The organism is Pseudomonas sp. c313 (genome assembly GCF_055407145.1).
The window spans coordinates 42,619-63,868 of sequence record NZ_JBUZRD010000009.1 but is presented as its reverse complement, the minus strand read 5'-3'; the positions used below and the strand labels follow the sequence as shown (position 1 = coordinate 63,868).

At 57.9% G+C, this 21,250-nt stretch carries 18 protein-coding genes and 3 pseudogenes; 6 read left to right on the top strand and 15 right to left on the bottom strand.

Going from position 1 to position 21,250, the window contains the following annotated elements:
- Positions 1–10 precede the first annotated feature (10 nt).
- The 8 genes and pseudogenes from ACZRKZ_RS21430 to ACZRKZ_RS21395 all read right to left on the bottom strand — a co-directional run.
- Positions 11–1,312 (bottom strand): NAD(P)/FAD-dependent oxidoreductase, encoded by a 1,302-nt coding sequence (locus ACZRKZ_RS21430; RefSeq protein WP_463982739.1) that lies wholly within the window; start codon positions 1,310–1,312, stop codon positions 11–13.
- 360 nt (positions 1,313–1,672) lie between these two features.
- Entirely contained in the window at positions 1,673–2,500 is an 828-nt protein-coding gene (phnX, locus tag ACZRKZ_RS21425; RefSeq protein WP_463982682.1) for a phosphonoacetaldehyde hydrolase, read from the bottom strand.
- A gap of 86 nt (positions 2,501–2,586) precedes the next feature.
- Positions 2,587–3,459, bottom strand: a complete 873-nt coding sequence (locus ACZRKZ_RS21420) for a LysR substrate-binding domain-containing protein (protein ID WP_463982681.1) — start codon at positions 3,457–3,459, stop codon at positions 2,587–2,589.
- Positions 3,460–3,513: 54 nt separating this feature from the next.
- Positions 3,514–4,809 carry an MFS transporter gene (locus ACZRKZ_RS21415; protein ID WP_463982680.1) on the bottom strand — a complete coding sequence of 432 codons (1,296 nt, stop codon included), beginning with the start codon at positions 4,807–4,809 and terminating at the stop codon, positions 3,514–3,516.
- Between the two features lie 124 nt (positions 4,810–4,933).
- Positions 4,934–6,025 (bottom strand): iron-containing alcohol dehydrogenase PsrA, encoded by a 1,092-nt coding sequence (gene psrA / locus ACZRKZ_RS21410; protein WP_463982738.1) that lies wholly within the window; start codon positions 6,023–6,025, stop codon positions 4,934–4,936.
- Positions 6,026–6,164: 139 nt separating this feature from the next.
- Positions 6,165–6,911, bottom strand: a pseudogene (gene phnE, locus ACZRKZ_RS21405) (phosphonate ABC transporter, permease protein PhnE); the annotation flags it as partial.
- A 64-nt stretch (positions 6,912–6,975) separates the two neighbouring features.
- Positions 6,976–8,205, bottom strand: coding sequence for a methyl-accepting chemotaxis protein (locus ACZRKZ_RS21400; protein ID WP_463982737.1), 1,230 nt, complete (start codon positions 8,203–8,205; stop codon positions 6,976–6,978).
- 159 nt (positions 8,206–8,364) lie between these two features.
- Positions 8,365–8,754: pseudogene (locus tag ACZRKZ_RS21395) on the bottom strand (cache domain-containing protein); the annotation flags it as partial.
- An 837-nt stretch (positions 8,755–9,591) separates the two neighbouring features.
- On the opposite strand from ACZRKZ_RS21395, the gene ACZRKZ_RS21390 reads away from it, so the two are divergent.
- Positions 9,592–10,062 (top strand): FAD/FMN-containing dehydrogenase, encoded by a 471-nt coding sequence (locus ACZRKZ_RS21390; protein WP_133102831.1) that lies wholly within the window; start codon positions 9,592–9,594, stop codon positions 10,060–10,062.
- Positions 10,063–10,158: 96 nt separating this feature from the next.
- Positions 10,159–10,419 (top strand): SDR family NAD(P)-dependent oxidoreductase, encoded by a 261-nt coding sequence (locus tag ACZRKZ_RS21385; RefSeq protein ID WP_463982679.1) that lies wholly within the window; start codon positions 10,159–10,161, stop codon positions 10,417–10,419.
- Here the strand turns inward: ACZRKZ_RS21385 and ACZRKZ_RS21380 are convergent.
- The 6 genes from ACZRKZ_RS21380 to ACZRKZ_RS21355 form a co-directional block, all read right to left on the bottom strand.
- Positions 10,420–11,972, bottom strand: a protein-coding gene (locus tag ACZRKZ_RS21380; protein ID WP_463982678.1) for an IS3 family transposase whose coding sequence is annotated in 2 segments (ribosomal slippage) — positions 10,420–11,510 and positions 11,510–11,972 — 1,554 coding nt in all. Because the reading frame shifts where the segments join, the coding sequence is not laid out codon by codon here.
- 100 nt (positions 11,973–12,072) lie between these two features.
- On the bottom strand, positions 12,073–12,417 hold the full coding sequence (locus ACZRKZ_RS21375) for a hypothetical protein (protein ID WP_463969590.1): 345 nt from the start codon (positions 12,415–12,417) through the stop codon (positions 12,073–12,075).
- Between the two features lie 109 nt (positions 12,418–12,526).
- Positions 12,527–13,078 (bottom strand): PqiC family protein, encoded by a 552-nt coding sequence (locus ACZRKZ_RS21370; protein ID WP_463982677.1) that lies wholly within the window; start codon positions 13,076–13,078, stop codon positions 12,527–12,529.
- Between the two features lie 17 nt (positions 13,079–13,095).
- A complete protein-coding gene (locus ACZRKZ_RS21365) occupies positions 13,096–14,751 on the bottom strand; it encodes a PqiB family protein (protein WP_463982676.1) in 1,656 nt (551 codons plus the stop codon).
- Complete coding sequence (locus tag ACZRKZ_RS21360) at positions 14,732–15,388, bottom strand: paraquat-inducible protein A (RefSeq protein ID WP_463982675.1); 657 nt, start codon at positions 15,386–15,388, stop codon at positions 14,732–14,734. The genes ACZRKZ_RS21365 and ACZRKZ_RS21360 overlap by 20 nt, the downstream gene beginning before the upstream one ends.
- Positions 15,385–15,981 carry a paraquat-inducible protein A gene (locus ACZRKZ_RS21355; protein ID WP_463969264.1) on the bottom strand — a complete coding sequence of 199 codons (597 nt, stop codon included), beginning with the start codon at positions 15,979–15,981 and terminating at the stop codon, positions 15,385–15,387. The genes ACZRKZ_RS21360 and ACZRKZ_RS21355 overlap by 4 nt, the downstream gene beginning before the upstream one ends.
- 281 nt (positions 15,982–16,262) lie before the next feature.
- Here ACZRKZ_RS21355 and ACZRKZ_RS21350 point away from each other — a divergent pair.
- Positions 16,263–16,684: pseudogene (locus tag ACZRKZ_RS21350) on the top strand (DUF3313 family protein).
- 127 nt (positions 16,685–16,811) lie between these two features.
- On the opposite strand, the gene ACZRKZ_RS21345 reads toward ACZRKZ_RS21350, so the two are convergent.
- The gene (locus ACZRKZ_RS21345) at positions 16,812–17,321 is read right to left on the bottom strand and encodes a transporter suffix domain-containing protein (protein ID WP_133102813.1); all 510 of its coding nucleotides are present in this window, start codon (positions 17,319–17,321) and stop codon (positions 16,812–16,814) included.
- Positions 17,322–17,497: 176 nt separating this feature from the next.
- On the opposite strand from ACZRKZ_RS21345, the gene ACZRKZ_RS21340 reads away from it, so the two are divergent.
- Genes ACZRKZ_RS21340 through ACZRKZ_RS21330 form a run of 3 tightly spaced genes read left to right on the top strand, consistent with a single transcriptional unit; the run spans position 17,498 to position 21,213 of the window.
- Positions 17,498–19,030: an efflux transporter outer membrane subunit gene (locus ACZRKZ_RS21340; protein WP_463982674.1), complete on the top strand. Its 1,533-nt coding sequence runs from the start codon at positions 17,498–17,500 to the stop codon at positions 19,028–19,030.
- A complete protein-coding gene (locus ACZRKZ_RS21335) occupies positions 19,023–20,171 on the top strand; it encodes an HlyD family secretion protein (protein WP_463969266.1) in 1,149 nt (382 codons plus the stop codon). The genes ACZRKZ_RS21340 and ACZRKZ_RS21335 overlap by 8 nt, the downstream gene beginning before the upstream one ends.
- Positions 20,161–21,213, top strand: coding sequence for a DUF2955 domain-containing protein (locus tag ACZRKZ_RS21330; protein ID WP_463982673.1), 1,053 nt, complete (start codon positions 20,161–20,163; stop codon positions 21,211–21,213). The genes ACZRKZ_RS21335 and ACZRKZ_RS21330 overlap by 11 nt, the downstream gene beginning before the upstream one ends.
- Positions 21,214–21,250: the final 37 nt, after the last annotated feature.

Here is a 21,250-nt window from a genome sequence, read left to right as displayed (position 1 = left end):
TTATTGGCTATCAGAGAAGCTTTTCCAGCATCTGGTAGTACCACATCCCCACCGACAGCATCGGATTACCGAGCATATCGCCCAGCGGCACCTTGATGTGCTTGCACCCGGCAAAGGTATCAAATTTTGCCAAAGTGCCTGTCAACGCCTCTGCCATTATCTCTCCCATGATGTGGCTTGTAGCGATACCGTGCCCTGAATAGCCTTGGCAATACCAAACATTGTCCGAAACCTTGCCCAACTGCGGAATGCGATTCATCACAATCCCCATCGCACAACTCCACTGGAACTCGATGTCCACGCCCTTCAGGGCCGGGAAAGTGCGTTCGATGCACGGGCGAAGTTCGGCGGCGATGTCTCGCGAGTCGCGTCCAGAATAGTTGGCTCCGCCGCCGAACAATAATCGACCATCGTCCGTGAGGCGGTAGTAATCAAGGACGAATCGACAGTCATAAACAGCCAGGTCGTGCGGGTTGATCTTGCGCGCCAACTCGCCCAGCGGAGCAGTGGTCACAATCGCGCCCATGGCCGGAAAAATTTTGCCCTTTAGCTGTTTGCGCTCGAGCTTGTGATAGACGTCGCCGGCTAGCAGAACCTGGCCCGCATCGATCCGGCCCTTAGATGTGATAACGGCGGGTCGGTTACCATGGACGATCTCCAACACCTCGGAGTTCTCGAAGATCAATGCGCCAAGGCTGTACGCGGCGCGAGCCTCTCCCAGGCATAGGTTCAGCGGATGCAGGTGCAAATTGCGCGTGTTTTTCAGGGCGCCCAGATACAGTTCACTGTCCAAATGCTGTCGCACGCCATCCTGATCGAGCAGGGTGACCTGATCACCCATGCCGCGTCGTTGTGCTTCTTCGTGGAAGGCTTGCAGTTCCATCACGTGGGAAGGTTTCATCGCTGCATGCAGATGACCATGCTTGAGGTCGCAGGCAATTGCGTATTTGTTCACCCGGTTCTCGATGATTTGATGGCCTCGCCAGCGCAGGTGCCAGATGAAATCATCCACTTCATCGCCCAGGCGCTTGCGCATCTGTTGGCGCATGGCCGTATCGCCCGACAGACTGCCGGTGACTTGGCCGCCGTTGCGCCCGCTGGCACCCCAGCCGATACGGTTGGCTTCGACAATGGCGACCTTGAGCCCTCGTTCGGCCAACTCTACGGCGGTGGCAACACCGGTAAAGCCGCCACCGATAATCACAACGTCGACGCTGAGTTGACCTTGTAATGTTGGGTACTGGATTGGGTCATTGAGGCTGGCGGTGTAATAGGAGGCGCTGCGCTGGGCAGCACCAATGACATTGCGCATAGCTGCAGTCATGGGATCATTCCTTCTCGCATTGAAATCGGCCGTGTTCAGGCCAATGGAATCAAGTCGATGCGAGGGCTCTATCTGGTGGGCGCGCGTGACGGCAATGCCACAGCGCCCAGAAGGCCAGAATAATATTGAGCAGGGGGTTTTCGCAAAGACGGGCTCGCACCTTCGGGAGGTAAGGGCGCAGAGGGCGACGGATCAAGTGCAGGATCGAAATCATGGCTTCGAATACTCCCACCGCCCGAGTGTTCCTTAAATCGGCATTTGTGGATCTTTGGTTGTTGCTTAATTAAACAAACCCGGCAAAGCGGCCGCCCATGGGCGGCCACTGCCAGCGGCATAAGCCGCACAGGTTCAGGAACCCTGAGGCGTTTCACCACGTGCCAGACGAGCATTGATGTCTTCAATGACTGCAGGTAGATCGACGATAGTGTCGATCAGGTAGTGCGGGCGAGAGCCTTCGAACATCTTGATGATGCGCGCCCGCTCTTCGGTAAGCTTATCGGAGGGCAAGTCCTTGTATTGCTCATAAGTCAGGCCCAGAGCATTGCCGGAGCAGGTCAATGCGACCGTCCACATGCCAGCGCTGCGGCCTTCAAGGATGCCTGGCCAGGTGTCGTCGACCTTGACGCAAGCGGCGACATCGCTGATGCCCAAAGCGATCACGTTGGCCAGGGCCTGCGCCGGGTGCGGACGACCATTGGGCACTTCGTCAGTCGCTACAACATGGTCAGCGACATAGCCGTTCTTGCGCGCCAGTTCGACCACTTTGGCCATGACCACGGCGGGGTAACCCGAGCACGAGCCAATTTTCAAGCCGTTGTCGCGCAAGGTGTTGATCGTATCGAGAGCACCGGGAATCAACGCCGAGTGCAAGGCGATTTTTTCGATCTGCAACGGCATGAAGCGCTCGTAGAGGGCGGTGACATCTTCATCAGTGGGCAGGCGGCCAAAGGCGGCATGGTAGCGGTCGGCGATCTGTGGATCGTTGCACAGCGTGCGGATGTGGTCCCACTTGCCCATGCCCATCGGTCCGCGGGCCTCTTCCAGAGAGACCGCGACTCCGAACTCGGCGAAGGCCTCGACAAAGATCTGCGTCGGGGCAAAGGAACCGAAATCAACAACGGTGCCTGCCCAGTCCAGAACCACGGCTTGCAGTTGATCGGGTTGTTTGTAATGCATGGTAAATCTCCACTTTTGAGTATGGGAAGGCCGTCCCTCTCGTGACCGAGAAGTAGGCCTGTCAAATGTTCAAGTGCGTTACAGAATCAAATGGACGGCGTTGGGCTTGAGTCGAACAACTCAGCGATCATCGGCCGGTTTCTACGAATACCGAGGCAGCACAGGTGGTAGTCGATGGAAAACGGGTGGTTAACAAAGGTGATCGGTTTTGTGCCTGGTGTTTGCGCATATTCGACGGCTGACACGAAACCGATGCCGATGCCTTTGGTGATGGCATGGACAATGGCTTCGCGACTGTTCAATTGCATAATGCAGTTCAAGTCGACATCGAGGCGTTTGCAGCTTTCCTCCACCAACTGGCGAGTGCGTGAGCTTTTCTCCCGAAGGATCCATTTCTCATCGCGGATCTGCTCGACGTGCACCTCTTTCTGCGCTGCCCACGGATGGTCATCGCGCACTACGGCAATGATCGGGCAGCGTCTGTAAAGCTGTGTGTCAAAGCGTTGATCGAACTCTGATAACGCCAGAATGGCCACGTCGATGTCGAAGTTGAACAGGCGATCCAGTGTCTCTTTCTCCGGTGAGAACGAGGTTTCAAGTTCGATGTCCGGATGGCGCTGCATCAGTTCGTAAGTCAGGTTCATCGCAATGGGCGGCGAAACTGCACCCAGGCGCAACATGCCGGTTTTGCGTTGCTTGAAACTCTGCAAAAGTTGCACGGCTTCATCCTCCTGACCAAACAGGCCCTGGGTGATCGCATAGAGCTTGTGTCCCGCCGAGCTCATTTCGATAAAGCGGCCACGACGGTGGAACAGTTCCACGGAAAATTTTTTCTCCAGCGCGTTGACCTGTTCGCTAACTGTCGGCTGGCCGACGCTCAGGTACTCGGCGGCGAGGGTGAAGCTGCCGGTCTTCGCCACCGCATGAAAGGAACGTAGCCACTTGTGGTACTGGTACATAGAAGATCCCGTTCATGAGCCGGCGTTGTTGATTTAAGCCTCTGTGTAGAACACTCAACGTCTGATAAACAGCGCGACCGCGGCACTGCTCAGGCAGGCAGCCGTGACCACGATGAAGATCAAAGACGTGTTGCCGGTACTGTCGAGCATACTGCCAATCAGCGGTTCCGCCAGACCTGCGAACAGATAGGACGAGAAATTCATCACGCCGGTTGCGGTGCCGGCCCGTTTAGCCCCGACCAGGTCAGGACACAGTGCCCAGAAACTCGACGCCGGGCCATAAACGAAGAAACCGCAAAGGAACAGTGCCACCAGACCGGTTGCGCTGTGAGGTGCAAGGGTCCACATCCACAGGCTGGTTGCCGCGCCTAGGACCATGTAAAGCATGATCGCCAGGTAGCGTTTGGAACCGAACAGCTTGTCCGATATCCAGCCATTGCTGAGGGCGCCGATAGCCATGCCGACGGGCAGGGCGACGGTGATCCACTTCGGATCGATCATGCTATCGCCGCTTTTCCAATTGGCACCCAGAAAGTGCACCGGCACCCAGACGATCAAGCCGTAGCGTGCAGCGTTCTGGAAGCCCAGGGACACGGCGGCGATGATCAAACGAAAGTTCTTCAGGACGGCTTTGTAGCGTTGCGCGGAAGTTTCGACTTCGCCGTGGGCCACCTCATGGTTTTTGTCATCGGCGTTGGCGACACCCGTATCGGCGAGGGGCTCGAAACCCAGGTCCTGTGGACGTTCACGCGCCACCAGATAGAAGATGATGCCTCCTGCCAGCATCAGCAATACCGGCAAGCGGAAGATCCATCGCCATTCCAGATGCATCACCTCAAGCACGACGATGGAGGTCACGTACGAAAGAACCGAGGCACAACCGGCGGCAAAAACATATAACCCGTACACCTTGCCGCGCTCGCCGGTACTCCACCAGTTGGAGATGAGTCGGCTACCCGGTGCCCAGCCCAACGCCTGGAAGTATCCGTTGATACCCCAAGGAAGGATCAGCGCGGTAAAGTTACTGGCGAAACTGGTCACCCAGTTAGCGCCGCAGGACAGTACGGCACCCAACGTCATGATGCGGCGGCCGCCGAACTTATCGGCCAAGTTACCGTTTATTGCCTGGCCAATGGCATAGGCCCAAAGCATTGCAGCCGATACCCACCCCAGGTGCTCTTTGGTAAAACCGAACTCGGCCTGGATCCCCGGAATGGCGAAACCGAATGTTTGCCTGCCGGTGTAGAAGAACAAGTAACAGAACATCGCAGCCAGCAGCATGCGCCACTGGGCGAATCGGAAAGATGAGGTGGATGTTGTGAGAGCAGGCATGGTTTGGGCACGATTCATGATCTTTTCCTTATTATTGTTCGGTCCCGTCGATTGGCGTCGGCGGGTGCACTCTTTTGTGGGTGCAGCAGGAAATCGTCGCGGCTCGCATGCCGCTGACAGTGCTTGGTAGGATTGTCCGGCTCTAAGCAGCTTTAGAACCGATGAAGTTTTTGCCCCTGGCGCCCTGCATGGCAAAATTGATCATTTCCTCGGCTTTCGATGCCGTTACACCGTAGTCGGAAAACTCCGTTTTAACGTCCAGGCTATGCAGGAATTCACGCAACTGGCTTTGGGCTTTTTTCAGGTCGTTGCCGAATATTCGTTGAAGGGTTCGGTCGCGCGCTTCGTCGTGGCCCCAGGCAAGGCCCAGCACCAGCGGTAGGGTAAAGGAGCAGGCGATACCGTGCGGCAGACCATAGTGCAGGGTCATTTCGTAGGAAATGGAATGGGCCAACGCAGTTTTGGTATTGGAGAATGCCAACCCTGCCTTAAGAGCGGCCAATGCCATGCGTGAGCGCAACTCCTTGCTGGACAGGTCACGACGCAGCAGCGGCAGGCATTCAAGGATGTCCTCAATCGCGGAAATGGCGAAGGTGTCCGAAACCGGATTGGCATTGATGTTCCAGATCGACTCCAATGCATGCGACAGCGCGTCCAGCCCCGTAGACACCGTGACACTGCCTGGAACCGTAAGCATCAACTGCGGGTCGACGATGGCTACCTTTGGCCAGGTGCATTCCAAGTGCAGCGAGTATTTTTTGTGGTTGGCCGAATCCCAGATCGTCGCCCAAGGTGTAACTTCGCTGCCGGTACCCGCTGTGGTCGGAGCAGCAATCAGTACTTTGCTGCGTGCCGGGACGAACGGTTTACCTGCCGCCAACAACGCGAGCAATTCATCGAAGCGGCCAGACTCAGTGCCCACGATCAGCGCCTTCGCAGTATCGATGGCGCTACCGCCGCCCACTGCAATGACTGCGTGGCATTCGCCGGCCTGCTGCCAGAAACGTTCATAGGTATCACGCAGCTGAGCTACGTCTGGATTGGGTTGGACGTCCTCGACGATATACACAAGTCGATCGCCCAGCAGGTCTTGAATACGATCGACCAATCCCAGCCCACGAGCTTCGGGAAATGTCACAAGGGCGACTTTCTGGTTTTCGGTGATTTCGGCAAGCTCGAGAAGGCTGCCCCAGCCGAAACGGGTATCAACTGGATTGTGGAATCGGGCAGTCATGGCGGGTCCTTTATTTTTGTTGTTGTAAGTGGCCCCCATAGTCGGGGCCCTTCAGCAACAGCTCAAATCGATAATTCGCAGGCTTTGATCGGCTGAACCGATAGCACGTCCATTGGGACGCTTGTTGCTCGTGCAGTGTTTAGTGATGCGCCCCGCGCTGGATGGCGTTGCGCAACCTACTGGACACCGCATCGGCAACGATCACCATGAGCGTGATGACGATGATGCAGGTCGCGGTTTCCTGGTATTTGAAAAGCTTGAGGCTGCTCTCCAACTCAAATCCAAGGCCGCCGGCACCGACCATGCCGAGCACGGTGGCGGAACGCAGATTGACTTCGAAGCGATAAAGGACCACTGCAATCCAGGCCGTAATGACTTGTGGCAACACGCCAAATACGATGACCTGCAACGGCCGTGCACCAGTTGCCTGCAGCGCCTCAATAGGGCCTTGGTCGATCTCCTCGATGCTTTCGGCAAAAAACTTTCCAAGCATACCTAGGTCATGCAGTGCCAGCGCGGGCACGCCGGGGAAGGGCCCCAGGCCAACCGCCGAAACAAATATCAACGCCAGGATCAACTCGTTGATGCTGCGGGTGAAATTGAGGAACTGACGAGTGGTGTGGAAGACCAGGCGATTTCGACTGAGGTTGCGAGCCGCAAGAAACGACAGCGGAATCGCCAGCAACACCCCAAGCAATGTTCCCCAGAGTGCGATTTGCAGTGTTTCGATGGCCGGTGCTACCAGTCGAGGGAGAATGCTCAGATCGGGTGGGGCGGTGCGTGAAAGGAAGTCGCCGATTTGCGGCAAGCCGGCGGCCAGTTCACCCACGCTCAGCTGTGCGCCCGTCGCGCTCCAATGGAGTGTCAAAATCACCGCTAGCACAATGGGGGGGCACTTTTACATTGGCGGTGACACTTAGGACTCAATACGGGCGGTTCATGCGCTCATCTCACTGACGGCTCATGCCGCCCAGGCGCTGCGACAAGGCCTGCATGCCCTGGCTGAGGGTGCTTAGGCTGGCCGCGTCGCGGGCGCCTTCCTCGCTGGCGGTATGGATGCGTACGGCCAGCTCATTGATTTCCTGAGTCACATGGCTCTGTTCCTGGGCCGCCACGGCAATCTGCTGCGTGCGCTGAACGATATCGTCGAAGCCGAGCACCGTGGTGCCCAGCGAGGTCGCCAGCAGATCGGCCTGGGCCACCACCGAACGGGTACGCTCCTGGCCGGCGACCATGGTGCTGACGGCGGTGACCGAAGCCTGGCGCAATTCGGCGATCATCTGTTGGATTTCGTCCGCCGAAACCTGGGTGCGTCCAGCCAGGGTGCGCACCTCGTCGGCCACCACGGCGAAGCCGCGGCCCTGTTCGCCGGCCCGGGCGGCCTCGATGGCGGCATTGAGCGCGAGCAGGTTGGTCTGCGCGGAGATCGACTTGATTACGTCGAGTACTCCGCTAACCCCTTCGATATCCTGGCCGAGGCGGGTGATCGCGGTGGCCACGCTGCCGATGTCGCTGCTCAGGGAGACGATGGCCTGGCTGTTCTGGGTCACGTGGCCCTGGCTTTCGCGCGCTGTGCCGAGGGATTTCTCGGCAGTGTTGGAACAGTCGCTGGTGGTGTGTGCGACCTCCTGGGCACTCGACGACATTTCCGTTACAGCGGTGGCGAGCAAGGTGTTGTCCAGGCGCTGGGTCTCCGCCCGCTCGGTCATGACTACCGACAACCGCGCAACGTCGTCGGCTTGGCGCAGCAGCTTCGAGGACTCATCGGCAATTGTGCGTAGCATCAGCCGGAGGCTGCCGGCGTAGCGGTTGACCGCGCCGCGCAGCAGGCCGATTTCATCCGCACGCAGAATCTCCAGCTCGGCCGCGCCGGCGCCTTGCTGCTCGCCCAGACGGTTGATTTGCAGAGTGGTTTCGTCGATCTGCCTTAGCAACGTGCGCCCCGCTAGCCATGCCAAGCCGAAAATAAGCAGCAGCACTGGTACCAGGGTAGTGAGGATGTCGATGGTCAGGCGGCTGGCGATCGCGGTCATCTGTGCTTTCGGCGTGACTAGGCCAATCACCCAGCCACTGGCGTTGATGCCCGTCAGGCTGACGTAGCCGGCCGAGCCGAGTCGGCTGTCGTCCTCAATGGCGAAGGTATGCGCCTGCTGCTGGCCGGTCTTGCGCCATTGCGTCACGCTGTTGAACCATGGCGCGCTGTTCAGCAAGCCGGTTTCGTCGGCTACAGCCTGACCTTGGCCGACTGGGAAATAGAGCACCTTGCCTGAGGCGTCCAGGGCGAAGGCATAGCCGCCGGTCACGTTGCCGTTTGCCTTGAGAAAGTCTGCCAGACCGGTGAGGGTCAGGTCGATGGTAGCGACCCCGGCGAAGCGCTGATCGCGGGTGTAGCCGATGCTGCAGGTGGTCATCAGGATCTTGCTAACCGGGTCCTCATAGGCGTCCGACCAGTTGCAGTGGCCATCTTTGCCGGCCTTCCCCTGGGCGTACCAGTCGGCTGCATGGTAGGCCTCAGCCTGTGGCGCGTTGTATTCCTCGGAGTAGCCCAGGCTGCTCTGGTTGCGCGCCCAGTAGAAGCTCCGCCTTTCGACACCGGGAGTGAAGGCATTCGGCTCGGGCCAGAGGCCACCACCGGCCACCGCCGCGTCGCCCTGGGAGTCGATGATGCGCGCAAGGCTCGGCTTGATCAGTTCCACGTCGTTGGGCAGGGTCGCGCCGAGGCTGGCCATAGCACCCACCCGTCCGTCGATTTCGGCTAGCTTGATGCTCAACTGGCGCGCGATGGCCACCGCCGATTGCTGCGCGCTCTGGGTATTCGACGCGATCAGCTTGGGCTCGCCACTGAGCACCATCACCGCGTAGATGGAGCCGGCGGTGACCAGCACGATGGCGCCCATCGCCAAGCTGAAGCGCGGCATGATTTTTACAGGCAGCAGGCGCATGGCCGTCTCCTTGAGGAGTAAGAGAACCGGCGCCCTAGGCGAACGGCAAACACAGTATCATCTGGGGCTATCGGCGCCTTGCCAGGGATCATGAGGGCGCCGGACCAATAAACTGCACCTTTGGACGGTCATCAAGCCGCCGTGTCCGCCAATTCGAGGCCAGTTGATGGATACCCTTGCGGCCGCTGATCGGTGGTCCGATCGCGTAGGATATTTATCTCTACTTCGCAGGCTTGACCGAAACGACCTCAATGAACCTGTATTTTTTCCGTGCCATCTTCGTCGCGTCCAGTTCAGCCTGAAGCGTGCTTAACGTGTTGGCCTCGTGGGTGAACAACTCGGTCTTCCCTTCGAACTCGTTACCTACGCGCAACGTAACCTCCAGCTCAGCCACCTATAACGTCCCCTTGACCTGCGCCATGCTGTGTTTTTTCCACGGTACGACACAGATGAAAACCCTCTCAGTTCGTCGAAAACTCTAGGCCAAACATGTCCTCGACACGACCTGTAACAATGCAAGTGTCGTTATCCCGTTTGCGCAGATACCATGCCCTCTCTTATGCCTGGCGCCTATCAGGCTAAACACGACTCGAATATACAACCTGAAACAAGAGGTATTAAACGGTGAGAATTGTACTTGTGCTGCTATTGAGTGCGCTGTCCATGCAGGCCTTGGCGGCCAATATGGGTGAACGCCTGACACCCTGGACCTTACAAGATCAGCACGACCAACCCTATACCCTGGACGCGAAAACCCACGTCTTGCTGGTAGCTCGAAATATGGACGGCTCCAAGTTGGTAAAGGCCGCGTTGGAAGATCAACCCAAAGGCTATCTGGAAGCACGCAATGTTGCCTTTCTCGCTGATGTGCAGCGTATGCCTTCGTTGATCGGAAAATTTATCGCGATCCCGGCCATGCGTAATTATAGCTACCGTGTCGTCCTCGACCGCGATGGTAGTGTCGCGGTTAATTACCCAGGTGCAGAAGATAAGGTGCTGTGGCTGCAACTGGATAACGGAATCCTGGTGGCCCAGCAGGAGTTTACCAATGCTGATGAACTGCGTTCAGCGTTGGAAAAGTTGCCAGCTCAATGATTTCGATGATCTGTCCTTGGGGCAATAGGTGTAGGGGGATAAGGTCCAAAGGAATGCTTTTGGCAAGCACCCGGTAGTAGATTTTGAGCAGGTTAAATGGCTAAACAACAGCCTCAAGGCGATCATATGAAAAAAACGGCCATAATAACGGGCGCCAGTCGTGGGATTGGCTACGCTATTGCCAAATATCTGGCTTCATGCGGTATGGATCTGATTTTGATCGCCCAACATATCGACGGTCTCTCCCGGGCAAAGCAGTCAATCATGGATGCGCACCCAGAATGCTGCGTTCATGTCGCCCCCGTTGATATGGAGGACGCGGCGTTTTTCAAGGTAGTTGTCGCATCAACCGTCTAACTATGCCGCTCTTTTCTCAACCTGTTGCTCTCGATCCGGGTTCAACAGCACGGTGCCGATCGGCTCCCAGTTACGTGTTCGACCCGACCACCGCTCAGGCTTTTTCTCTTTGGCTCGTTCGTACAGCTCATGTCGCCGGGCCAAGACCTGATGGTCCAGTCCTCGATGCCGCTCAGCCGGTGTGACGAACCGGATTCGGCTATGCCGGTACTCGGTGTTGTACCAGCGCATGAAATCCTTCACCCAAGCGCGTGCGGCGTCCAAACTGGCAAAACCATCCTGCGGCCATTGCGGGCAGTATTTCAGTGTTCTAAACAGCGACTCCGAGTACGGATTGTCGTTGCTGACCCGCGGTCGTCCCCGCGAAGGCGTAATGCCCAGTTCATACATCTTGCTCAACAGCGTCACCGATTTCATCGGCGCGCCGTTGTCCGAGTGCAGCACCAGCGGTTCGCGTAAACACTGCTCGCCGATCACGCTGCGTTGTAGCAGCGCGGCGGCTTTCTCGCCGCTTTCCTCGTCGTAGACCTCCCAGCCCACGGCCTTGCGGCTGTAAATATCCTCGATCAGATAGAGGTAGTAATACTTGCCGCGTATCGGCGATGGCAAATACGTGATGTCCCATGACCACACCTGATTGGGCGCTTTGGCTGCATGCGTCGTCGGTGCTGCGTACCGCCTGGGGCGCTGACTACGGCCTCGATGTTGCTGTTGACCCGTCGCTCGCAAGACGCGATAAAACGTCGCCTCCGACGCCAGATAGCGCCCTTGATCGGCCAGGCGCGGCACGATCTGGCTCGGCGGCAGGTGGGCGTACTCCGGGCTGTTGCACAGCGTCACAATCGCCTGTCGCTCGACCTCACTCAGCGCATTACGCGGCGTTGGTCGTGTGACAGTCGTTCGGGCATCGGCCTGGATAACGTCTGTTTCAGTCCACCGCTGCAAGGTCCGAAGCGATAGACCAATTTCCCGACAGGCCCTGATTTTTCTGGCTCCCGTCGCGACCGCTTGGCTCAGCCAGTCAACGAGTAACTGCCGCTGCGGCAAAGACGTCAATTGTCCTCGTTGTCGGTCCCCCAGTAGTCGTTGAGCTTTTTTCGCAGCACCAACAACGCCGCTGTTTCAGCGAGTGCCTTGTCTTTGCGGCGCAGTTCGCGCTCCAGTTCCTGGATGCGTTTCTTATCTTTGCGAGACTGCTCCCGATCTTCTTTTTGCTGGGCCTTTTCCGATTTCTGGCCGGTGATGAAGGCTTGTCGCCAGGCAGTGATTTGCTCGGGGTAAAGGCCTTTGCGGCAGCAATACTCGCCCAGGTCGATCTCGGACAAACCGGACGCTTCAAGGACGACAGCAAACTTGGTTTCGGCTGACCAGTTCTGAGCCGATTGCTTGTTTTCGGACACTGCACTTCCTTCAGAACTGAGCTGCTTGCGCCAGTTGGACAAAGACATTTCGCTGACCCCTTCGCGCCGGGAAACCTCGGCCATCGACAGGTTCAGTGGGGGAAGCAGCATCTTGAGTAATGCGGCTCTGCGTTCAGGTGAATAGTACGGCACGACCAGTCTCTTTCCGCCCCCGATATGCTTTTTTAGGAAAAACCGGAGAGGCGACAACTATCCTGACACCGGGGCTGCGGCAGCTTTTATGCCGTTCGTCTCAGAATGATCGAAAGCCCCAAACTAACTCTACAAGTCGTTCTGCGATCAGCACATAAGCAGCGATAAGGGAAAGTTGGAGGAAAAGGGGGAACCGTAGCTTGGCGAGCCTGCGAACTCCGTCACTTATATTGAGCACCAAAAGGATGGTTGATAAAGCGATTAGGCCCCACCCAGCCATACCGGAAACCAAGACCCCAATAAAAAGATCATGCTTTCCTCTCAGCGCGCTGGTACCCGCTGCAAAAAGAAGAGCACATACAACCAAATTCTTAATATTGTCAAAGATTTGCGAACTCAGATCGAGCTCTAGCAGTTCCAGATACCTCTTCCAAATATGCCGCATAGTCGATATGCCTAAATTGAGATGTATTGCAAACGGGTGGGTATATAACGCCCAAATGTATCGCCCAATTAAATTGCGTGCCGGACTTAGCTGGCCCATTCAGACGTTATTACTGTGTCGCAGGGCAGCCATCCGATATCCTGCTGGCTGCCTCGCTGATCAACGCGGCTAGGCGTTTGACGTTGTTCTGTTGGGCTGTCACCAGATCTTCGATGGACGGTCCTGACGGCGTCTGCAACGTGCTGCGGCAGGTGACCAGCGAGTTATCGCCAGCGCCGAGTGGGCGCAGGCGCCACTTGACGTCGATCAAGCCATACTGGCCGGGAATCGAGTCAAAGCGCTGCACATCCACCCGCAACGACACTTTGTGTGGCGGGTTGGCGTTCGACAGTTGGTCCACCAGTGCACTGCGCAATTCATCCGCAAGACTTGCACCCCACCAGTCGGTTTCGAGGATCGCCAAGCTGCTATTGCCCTGGCGAATGACGATCTGCGGCCGGTCAACCTGAGGCGGCACGCTGAGGCCTTCGATCTTGATTTCGACACCACTGCCTCGCGCCGGTTGTGCCGGGGTCAGGGTGTGAAAGTGAATCGGATCGCTGCGGCACGCGGTGAGCATTAGCAGCGCGGCGACCAACGTAAACTTTGGCGAAAAAGCCATGGGTGTTGCTCCTGTGGTCAGTTACGCGGTGGCCCTTGCAGATCTGACGGCGCCGCATTGTCGGGACGGCCACGAATCAGCGATTCCGGGTGTCGTCCCAGATAATCCGAGAGTTCACGCAGGGAACGCGACATGCGTTTGAGTTCATCCAGGGTCTGGGTCAGTTGTTCACGCTGCGGCGAGTCTTCGGCCAGGGTCGAACTGGTCGACTGCAAGGTCTTGCTGACGTCCGCCAGGGTGGTTTGCACGCCGGGCAGGGTCTTGGCGTTGAATTGCGCCAGGCCTTTGCGCAACTCGACGAGGTTGCTGTCGAGGTGTCTGGCAATCCGTTCCACCGGCAGCTTGTTGATCTTGTCGACCATGGCTTGGAGTTGTTCCTGCAATTGCTCGAGGCTGCCAGGAATGGTCGGGATGCTGACCGGCCGGGCATTTGGATCGAACGTGACTTTTTCCGCTTTAGGGTAGAAATCCAGCGAGATGTACAACTGACCGGTCAACAGATTGCCGCTACGGGCTTGGGCACGCAGACCATTTTCGATGAAGGTACCCATTAGCCGTATGCTAGCGGCTTCGTCAATGGGGTCATGCTTTAGGGCTTCAATCATTTTGAGGCGGGCATGACCGAGGTGTTGCGGGTAAATCACGATGCCGACATTGACCGGGAAACTACGTTTTTTTTCGTCGAAATCCAGATTTATCGTCACCACTTTGCCGATTTCCATGCCGAGGAATTCCACCGGTGCATCGACCTTGAGCCCGCGCAGGGCCTGCTCGAATCGCAGACTCAGATACTGCGCCTTGCCATTGGGCGGGGCGAGGGCAGTTTGCTGGTCGTCGAACAGCTCGAAGGATTTCTCTGCGGTGGCCGGTTGATCGTTGGGGCTATAGTCCGGGGCACGGAAAGCGATGCCACCGACCAGCAATGACGATAGTGATTCAGTCTTCACCGCAAAGCCGTTGGCGCCGATGTTCAGGTCAATACCGCTAGCGTTCCAGAACCGGGTGTTTTCGGTGACATAGGCGTCGTTGGGCGCGTGGATGAACAGTTCGAGGTTGACGCCTTTGCCGTCGGGATCCAGCGCATAGGCCACCACTTGGCCGACCGGGATCTTGCGGTAATAAACCGGCGAGCCGATGTCCAGCGAACCAAGGTCCTGGGAATGCAGGGTGAAGCGCTTGCCCGGCTCGCCATAGGTAATGGGCGGCGGGTTTTCCAGGCCTTTGAAGTTTTTCGAGCGACCGTCGGAGTGACCGATATCGGCACCGATGTAGTCGCCGGACAACAATGTATCGATGCCCGACACACCGCCAGCGCCAATACGCGGGCGCACGACCCAGAATTGCGAGTCTTCGCTGGTAAAGGTTGCGGCCTGTTTGGACAGCTTGATCGTGGCGTCGACGCTCTTCTGGTCGTTGCTCAACTCCACGTCCGAGACTAGGCCGATCACCACATTGCGGTATTTGACTTCGGTCTTGTTGGCGGTAAGGCCGTTGCCTGTCTTGAAGGTCACGACAATGGTCGGGCCTTCCTGCATGAGACTGTGTACCACCAGGGAAATCCCCACCAGCACGGCCACAATCGGCACGATCCATACCAGCGATACGCTGAAACGACGGGTCTTGATATTGGCCTGACCTGGGGCTTGCGGCCCGTCAGTGGCTTGGGACTTCATCCGTGACCTCCTCGTTGTGTGGTTTGTCCGGCGGGTTATCCCAGATCATTCTCGGATCGAAACTCATGGCCGCGAGCATGGTGAACACCACCACCAGCCCGAAAAACAGAATGCCCGGGCGCGGTTCGATATCGGCCAGGGCTTGAAACTTCACCAAAGAGGCAACCAACGCCACCACAATGACGTCGAGCATTGACCAATAGCCGATGACCTCGACAAAGCGGTACAGTTTCGAGCGCTCCTTGCGCGCCCATTGGCTGTCGCGCTGAACGGTAATCAGCAATAGCGTCAGGGCGACGAACTTAATGCCGGGCACCGCGATACTGGCGATAAAAATAATCAGTGCAATGTCCCACGCACCATGCTGCCAAAACTCCAATACACCGCTCATGATGGTGCTGTCGGCACTGTTGCCGACCATCTTGGTGTTCATCACTGGCAGCAGATTGGCCGGCACGTAAAACGCCAGCGCGGTGAACATATAGGCCCAAGTCCGGGCCAGGGCATTGGTCTTACGCCGATGCAGCGGGGCGCCGCAACGCTCGCATTCATGAGGGGCGTGGGTGATGTCACAAGCCAGGCCACAGGAGTGACACAGGCACAGGCCGAGTTCGCTGGCGAGCGGAGGCGTTGTCATAAGGTGTCCCACAGCTCGCGAATATCGCGCCCGGCAAGGCGGATCATCATCAGGCTGAGAATTGCCAGGGCAAACAGGCCGATACCGGGCAGCACATTCAGCACCCCGGCGAGCTTGATCACCGCAACCATCGCCCCCAGCAGACAGACTTCGAGCATGCTCCAAGGCCTGAGGGTTTCGAGCCAACGCATGCAGAATTTAAAGCCGGGCGCGCGCTGGCGGGCGAGGGCGAAGCTCAATACCCAGATCAGCAGCAATAACTGGAAGATCGGCGCGATGATCATGGCAATTGCTGCGACCATGGCGATGAAGGTGATCGGTCCCAGACTCAGGGCCAGCATCGAATCCCAAAGCGTGGCGCTGTTTTTCAGGCCTTTGAGACTGATGCTCATAACCGGAAATAAATTGGCGAAAATCCACAGCACCAATGCGGTGAAGGTCAACGCCAGGCGCTGCTCCAATGTAAGGCCGTTATAGCGCTGGAGCACGCCGCCGCAGCGGGAGCACAGAGTTTTTTGATGTTTGGCGAGCATGACTTTTTCATACACGCAGTCGCAGTGCTCGCAGATGATCAGTTGGTCAGTCGTAGCCATAGGCCGCACTCGCCAGGAGACAGGAAAGTCAGAGCACTTCCTCAATATAGAAGCGCATCGCGATTGAGCAAATTCTATTGAAGGAAATAAAAAACCTAATGTCGCCTCACCACAAGTCCAAATATTTGCTATACCCCTTATGCTTCTATGCTCTTGTCTTTCGAAACTCATGAACGAGTGAAACTTGTCTGCTTTTCATTTTGCACATTGACTGAGCGGTCATTGCCATTGGCGCGGCAGTCAAGGCGATTCAAGAATGAGACTGGTTTTTTGTTGAATTCATCTGTGTGGCTTCGCTGACCACGACGGGGTGTGCGAATAAGTTAAGCGAACCTGATGAATACTCTGGCTTTCTGAAAGACTACAGCCGGTTGACAGAGTCCCAATCGGCCTCCGGCGTGCCGGTTATGCGATGGATTGATCCCAAGCTAGATTTGAGTCGGTACACCTCTTTCTATATCACGTTAGTAACAACGGCCGTCAGCACTGCCTCCGGTGCCCGTGATCAAGAAACCAATATTGCGACAGAAGCGGTATTTCTCGATGGTGCGACTCAGCAAATCGTCGCGCAGGTGGTACGCAAGGGCACGGGGGCGCCGCTGGAAAATGATAGTAAGGTAATGAAAGCCACTGATATGAAAAGGTATTGGACGGCTGGGCAAGTGACCTGAACCAAACCTACATGAAGCTCAAAGCAAAATGATACATAGCATGGATCAGCATATTTTCGATGGGCTGATTCCAACGCTCTCGCTTGGATCAGGCGACTTTACGGGTCGCCTGATCGAGAAAATGGCAAGTTACCTTGTGCCAAATGATTATCTGTAAAGTCACGCTGCTTCTACATTGGTCACTCGCGCTGTGCGAATAAACAAGGCTCGCACCTTGTCCCAAAAATTTCCACCCAGCACAAAAAAACTGCCGATCAGCATGAGATCACCCAACAGCTGAAGCTGCCAGAGGTTTGGCCGCAGCCCCGGCCAAATGCTGTCGACGTAGGGTTCAAGAAAGGCCGAGATCAGCGGCAGGCAAAACATGACGAGACCGATGTGATGCCGCATCGGGCCAACTTCAGTTTCTGAGCTGGGTGCCAGTGACGTCACGTAACCAAACACGCTGCGCTTCAACTGCTGGAACCCAGCCTTGCCCATGATGGCGATAACCAGGATCAGCAGGACCTTGTTACTGATAAACAGGACGCCCGTCAGCGCGGCGATTTTTGATCCCTGCACACCAAAGGCAGCACCCAGCGGTACCATCAGCCACGATCCCAGCATGAGACAAAGAATGACGATACCCAGTTTGAAACGCCAGCCGGCCGAATGGGGTTGGATAGTCATGATGGTTGCACCTTTTTGATGGATCGCTGCAGTTTGTTGGCACGCTGAAAAGCGTAGCAGCTGATACATGGCAGCGAGTCAAACTACGTTTGAATGACCTCCGCTCGGATTTTATTCGGCCGGCTATGCTCCAGTGATCTATCTGGTTGGAACCCGTTATGCATTCACGTGCAGTCATGCTGATCAGATCGGGGACGCTCTTGCTGCTGCTCGGCCTCTGCGGCTGCATGCGTGTAGGGCCGGACTTCCAGTCACCCGGCGAAGACTGGGTCAAACACTGGAGCACGCCGGCTTTGGAGAAGACCAGCGAGCGGGGGGCGAACCCGGATATCCGTCAGTGGTGGCAAGTTTTCGCCGACCCGGTGCTCGACCAATTGATTGTCGACGCAGATGCGCACAACTCCAGCCTGAAAATTGCCGGTCTACGGATAATGGAAGCCCGGGCGCAATTGGGCATCGCCCAGGCCGGACGTTACCCGCAACTGCAACAGGCCAGTGTTGATGGCCTCTACGTGGAACGCCGTCAGTACAGCGGCAGCAACCCGCAGAACAGCCGATTCTTGCAGTTCAGCGAAGGCGTCGACGTGGGCTGGGAACTGGATTTCTGGGGCCGCTTCAGCCGGGCCATTGAGTCTTCCGACGCCAGCTACTTCGCCGCCCAGGCCAACTACGAAGACGCGCTCGTGCTGCTGCGTGCCCAAGTGGCGGTCACCTACTTTTCGCTGCGCACCACCGAGGCGCGATTGCGCGTCGCCCGCGACAACACCCGGCAGCAAAAGCGCAGCCTGGACATCACCCGCAAACTGTTCAACAGCGGCCAGACGGCTGAGCTCGACCTGCAGCAGGCCAAGACCCAGTACCTCGGCACCCTGGCGAGCATTCCCAACCTCGAAGATCAACTGCATCGAACCCGCAATGCCTTGTCGGTGCTGACCGGGCAAGCGCCGGGGGAGTTGCCGCAAGTGACGGACAATGAAGGGCTGATCCCGCTGGTAGACCGCGCGGTGCTGCAGGATGTGCCGGCTAACCTGCTGCTGCGCCGGCCCGATGTGCGCGCGGCTGAGCTGAACGTTGCCGCCCAGTCGGCGCTGATCGGCGTGGCCGAAAGCGACTTTTATCCGTCGCTGAGTTTACTTGGGAGCATCGTATGGTCGGCCAGTTCGGTAGGAGGCACGTCCAACAACCTGGATTTTATCGGCGGTCCCAGCCTGCGCTGGAACCTGTTTGATCACGGCAAGATCAGCAACAACGTGCGGGTGCAGGACGCGCGATTACAGCAGTTGATTGAGTCTTACCGCGACACTGTGCGCCAGGCCGCCCGCGAGGCTGACGATGCCGCCAGCGGCCTGAGCAAATCCCTGGAACGTGAACGCATCCTGCGCCAGGCCGAGGTGGCGGCCAAACGTTCGCTGGTGCTGGCCAGCGCGCAGTATCGCGAAGGTTTTTCAGACTTTCAGCGGGTGCTGGATGCCCAGCGTGCACTGCTCGACCAACAGGACAATTACTTGATCAGCCGCAGCGATGCCGTGAGCAATCTGATTGCCCTGTACAAAGCCCTTGGCGGTGGCTGGTACGCCGCCCAGCCAACCATTGACAGCGCCACGCGCAAGCAAATGGAAAAACGAACGGACTGGGACGACCTGCTGGACGACCCCGCCGCTGCGCAGCCCGCCTATCCACTGCCCGACAAGGTGAACAACCATGAGTGAAGCCGCACCGCCCCCTGTCGAAGCGCCGGCGCCGAAAGCAACGGCACCGGCCGCCGACCCGGCGAAAAAAGGCATCAAGTGGGTGCTGCTGTTGATCATCCTCAGCCTCGTCTGGTACTTGCTCGCCGACCGCTTCACGCCTTACACGCAGCAGGCGCGGGTCGGGGCGTTTGTCATTCCGGTGGCGGCGGAAGTGGCGGGGCGGGTGATCCGCGTAAACGTGCGCAACAATCAGGACGTCAAGGCCGGGGACATTCTCTTCGAGGTCGATCCGCAGCCGTATCAGATCGCCGTTGATCGCGCCCGCGCGGACCTAGAATCGACCCGTCGCCAGATCGGCGCCGGCACCGCTGGCATCGCCTCGGCACAAGCGTCGCTGCGATCGTCCCAGGCCAACGAGCTCAAGGCGCGACAGGATAATCAGCGGCTGGAAGGCTTGTATCGCGAAGACCGGGGAACGGTGTCTGTGCGTCTGCTGGAAGTGTCGCGGGCCAATCTCGAACAGGCCGCCAGCCAAGTGGCGGCGGCCCGTGCCGAAGTTCAACGGGCGAAGGAGCAGGAGGGCGGTAACGAGGCGGAGAACGCACAGCTACGCAGCGCTGCGACGGCGTTGTCGAAAGCCGAGCTGGACTTAGCCAATACTCGCATCTACGCGCGTTCAGCGGGGTTGATCACTGACCTGCGCACCGACGCCGGACAGTTCGCCGCAGTCGGCAGCCCGGTGATGACACTGATCGCCATCCACGATGTGTGGATCAGCGCCGAAATGACCGAAAACAACCTGGGCCTGATCCAGCCCGAGACCCCGGTGGCTATCGTGCTGGATGCGCTGCCGGGCGAAGTCTTCGAGGGCCGTGTGCGCAGTGTCGGTTATGGCGTCAGTGTTGGCCAAGCGACAGCGCCTGGCACCTTGCCGAGTATTCAGAACAGCCGTGACTGGCTGCGCCCGGCCCAGCGCTTTCCGGTGGTGATCGAGTTCGGCGAAGACGCCTTGAACAGCCTGCGCGACAGTCGCGGCATCCGGGCCATACGCGCTGGCGGTCAGGCTGAAGTCATGGCGTTCCCGAGCCAAGGCAACCCTCTGAACCCGCTCGGGCGGGTATTTTTGAGTCTGATGAGCTGGTTGTCGTATGCCTACTGAGCGCACCGCCCGGGATCAGCGCACCCTGCGCCTGGCCACGGGTACGGCGTTGTGCCTGGCCGCCAGTTTCGGTCTGGCGTTGCCGATTCCTTTTCTCGCGCCAGTGCTGACGCTGCTGTTCCTTGCGACCCTTAATCAGCCGCTACCGTTCAAGACCGGGGTGGCGCTGGCGTTTGTGGCGATGCTGACCACCGGTATCGGGCTGTTGTTGATTCCGCTGCTGCGCTATTACCCGGTCAGTGGGCTGTTGCTGATTAGCCTCGGTCTGTTCGTGGTTTTTCGTTTTGGCCTGCGCGGTGGCAACAACCTGATCGTGACGTTTCTGGTAATTGGCTTGACCATGATTTCGGCTGCCGGGATCGCTGGTTTCGACCTGGCACTGATGGTCATCGGTGCGCTGGTCAAGGGGTTGCTGCTTGCCGTGATCGTAGTGACGTTGAGTCATGGTCTGTTTCCCGAGCCGGCCAATGCACCGCCAGCATCCGCCGCCCCGACACTGCCGGCAGAAGACGTCGACCGGGTCGCTTTGCGCGCCACGTTGATCGTGCTGCCGACGTTCCTGCTGGCGCTGATCGATCCGGCCAGCTACTTGCCGATCATCCTGAAAGCCGTCAGCCTCGGTCAGCAGAGTTCTACCACGACCGTGCGCAACACCGGTCGCGAGTTGCTCGGCTCGACGCTGCTCGGCGGCGCATTGGCGATCCTGTTCTGGTGCGCCCTGAGCCTGTTTGTGCACCTTTGGATGTTCTTTTTGTGGATGCTGCTGTTCGGCCTGGTACTGGCGCGCAAACTCTACGCCCTGAGCCCGACCCGGTTCAGCCCCGGATTCTGGCTCAACAGCCTGATCACCCTGATTATTCTGCTGGGCCAGTCGGTGCAGGACAGCGCCGCCGGCAAGGACGTCTACACTGCAGCCGCCGTGCGCATGGGGCTGTTTATCCTGGTGACGTTGTATGCCTGCCTGATGGTTCACCTGCTTGTGCAACGTAAGCAAGATCGAAGCTCCGGCAACCCTCTCACTGAGACTCAGGGATCAACCTGATAACCCCGTCCTTGCAAGCAACTTGAATAGGCTGATG

Excerpts from the sequence above, each read along its gene's own strand:
- ACZRKZ_RS21430 (WP_463982739.1), bottom strand. The coding sequence starts at position 1,312 with ATGCGCAATGTCATTGGTGCTGCCCAGCGCAGCGCCTCCTATTACACC.
- phnX (WP_463982682.1), bottom strand. The coding sequence starts at position 2,500 with ATGCATTACAAACAACCCGATCAACTGCAAGCCGTGGTTCTGGACTGG.
- ACZRKZ_RS21420 (WP_463982681.1), bottom strand. The coding sequence starts at position 3,459 with ATGTACCAGTACCACAAGTGGCTACGTTCCTTTCATGCGGTGGCGAAG.
- ACZRKZ_RS21415 (WP_463982680.1), bottom strand. The coding sequence starts at position 4,809 with ATGAATCGTGCCCAAACCATGCCTGCTCTCACAACATCCACCTCATCT.
- psrA (WP_463982738.1), bottom strand. The coding sequence starts at position 6,025 with ATGACTGCCCGATTCCACAATCCAGTTGATACCCGTTTCGGCTGGGGC.
- ACZRKZ_RS21385 (WP_463982679.1), top strand. The coding sequence starts at position 10,159 with ATGGCTAAACAACAGCCTCAAGGCGATCATATGAAAAAAACGGCCATA.
- ACZRKZ_RS21375 (WP_463969590.1), bottom strand. The coding sequence starts at position 12,417 with ATGCGGCATATTTGGAAGAGGTATCTGGAACTGCTAGAGCTCGATCTG.
- ACZRKZ_RS21370 (WP_463982677.1), bottom strand. The coding sequence starts at position 13,078 with ATGGCTTTTTCGCCAAAGTTTACGTTGGTCGCCGCGCTGCTAATGCTC.
- ACZRKZ_RS21365 (WP_463982676.1), bottom strand. The coding sequence starts at position 14,751 with ATGAAGTCCCAAGCCACTGACGGGCCGCAAGCCCCAGGTCAGGCCAAT.
- ACZRKZ_RS21360 (WP_463982675.1), bottom strand. The coding sequence starts at position 15,388 with ATGACAACGCCTCCGCTCGCCAGCGAACTCGGCCTGTGCCTGTGTCAC.
- ACZRKZ_RS21355 (WP_463969264.1), bottom strand. The coding sequence starts at position 15,981 with ATGGCTACGACTGACCAACTGATCATCTGCGAGCACTGCGACTGCGTG.
- ACZRKZ_RS21345 (WP_133102813.1), bottom strand. The coding sequence starts at position 17,321 with ATGACTATCCAACCCCATTCGGCCGGCTGGCGTTTCAAACTGGGTATC.
- ACZRKZ_RS21340 (WP_463982674.1), top strand. The coding sequence starts at position 17,498 with ATGCTGATCAGATCGGGGACGCTCTTGCTGCTGCTCGGCCTCTGCGGC.
- ACZRKZ_RS21335 (WP_463969266.1), top strand. The coding sequence starts at position 19,023 with ATGAGTGAAGCCGCACCGCCCCCTGTCGAAGCGCCGGCGCCGAAAGCA.
- ACZRKZ_RS21330 (WP_463982673.1), top strand. The coding sequence starts at position 20,161 with ATGCCTACTGAGCGCACCGCCCGGGATCAGCGCACCCTGCGCCTGGCC.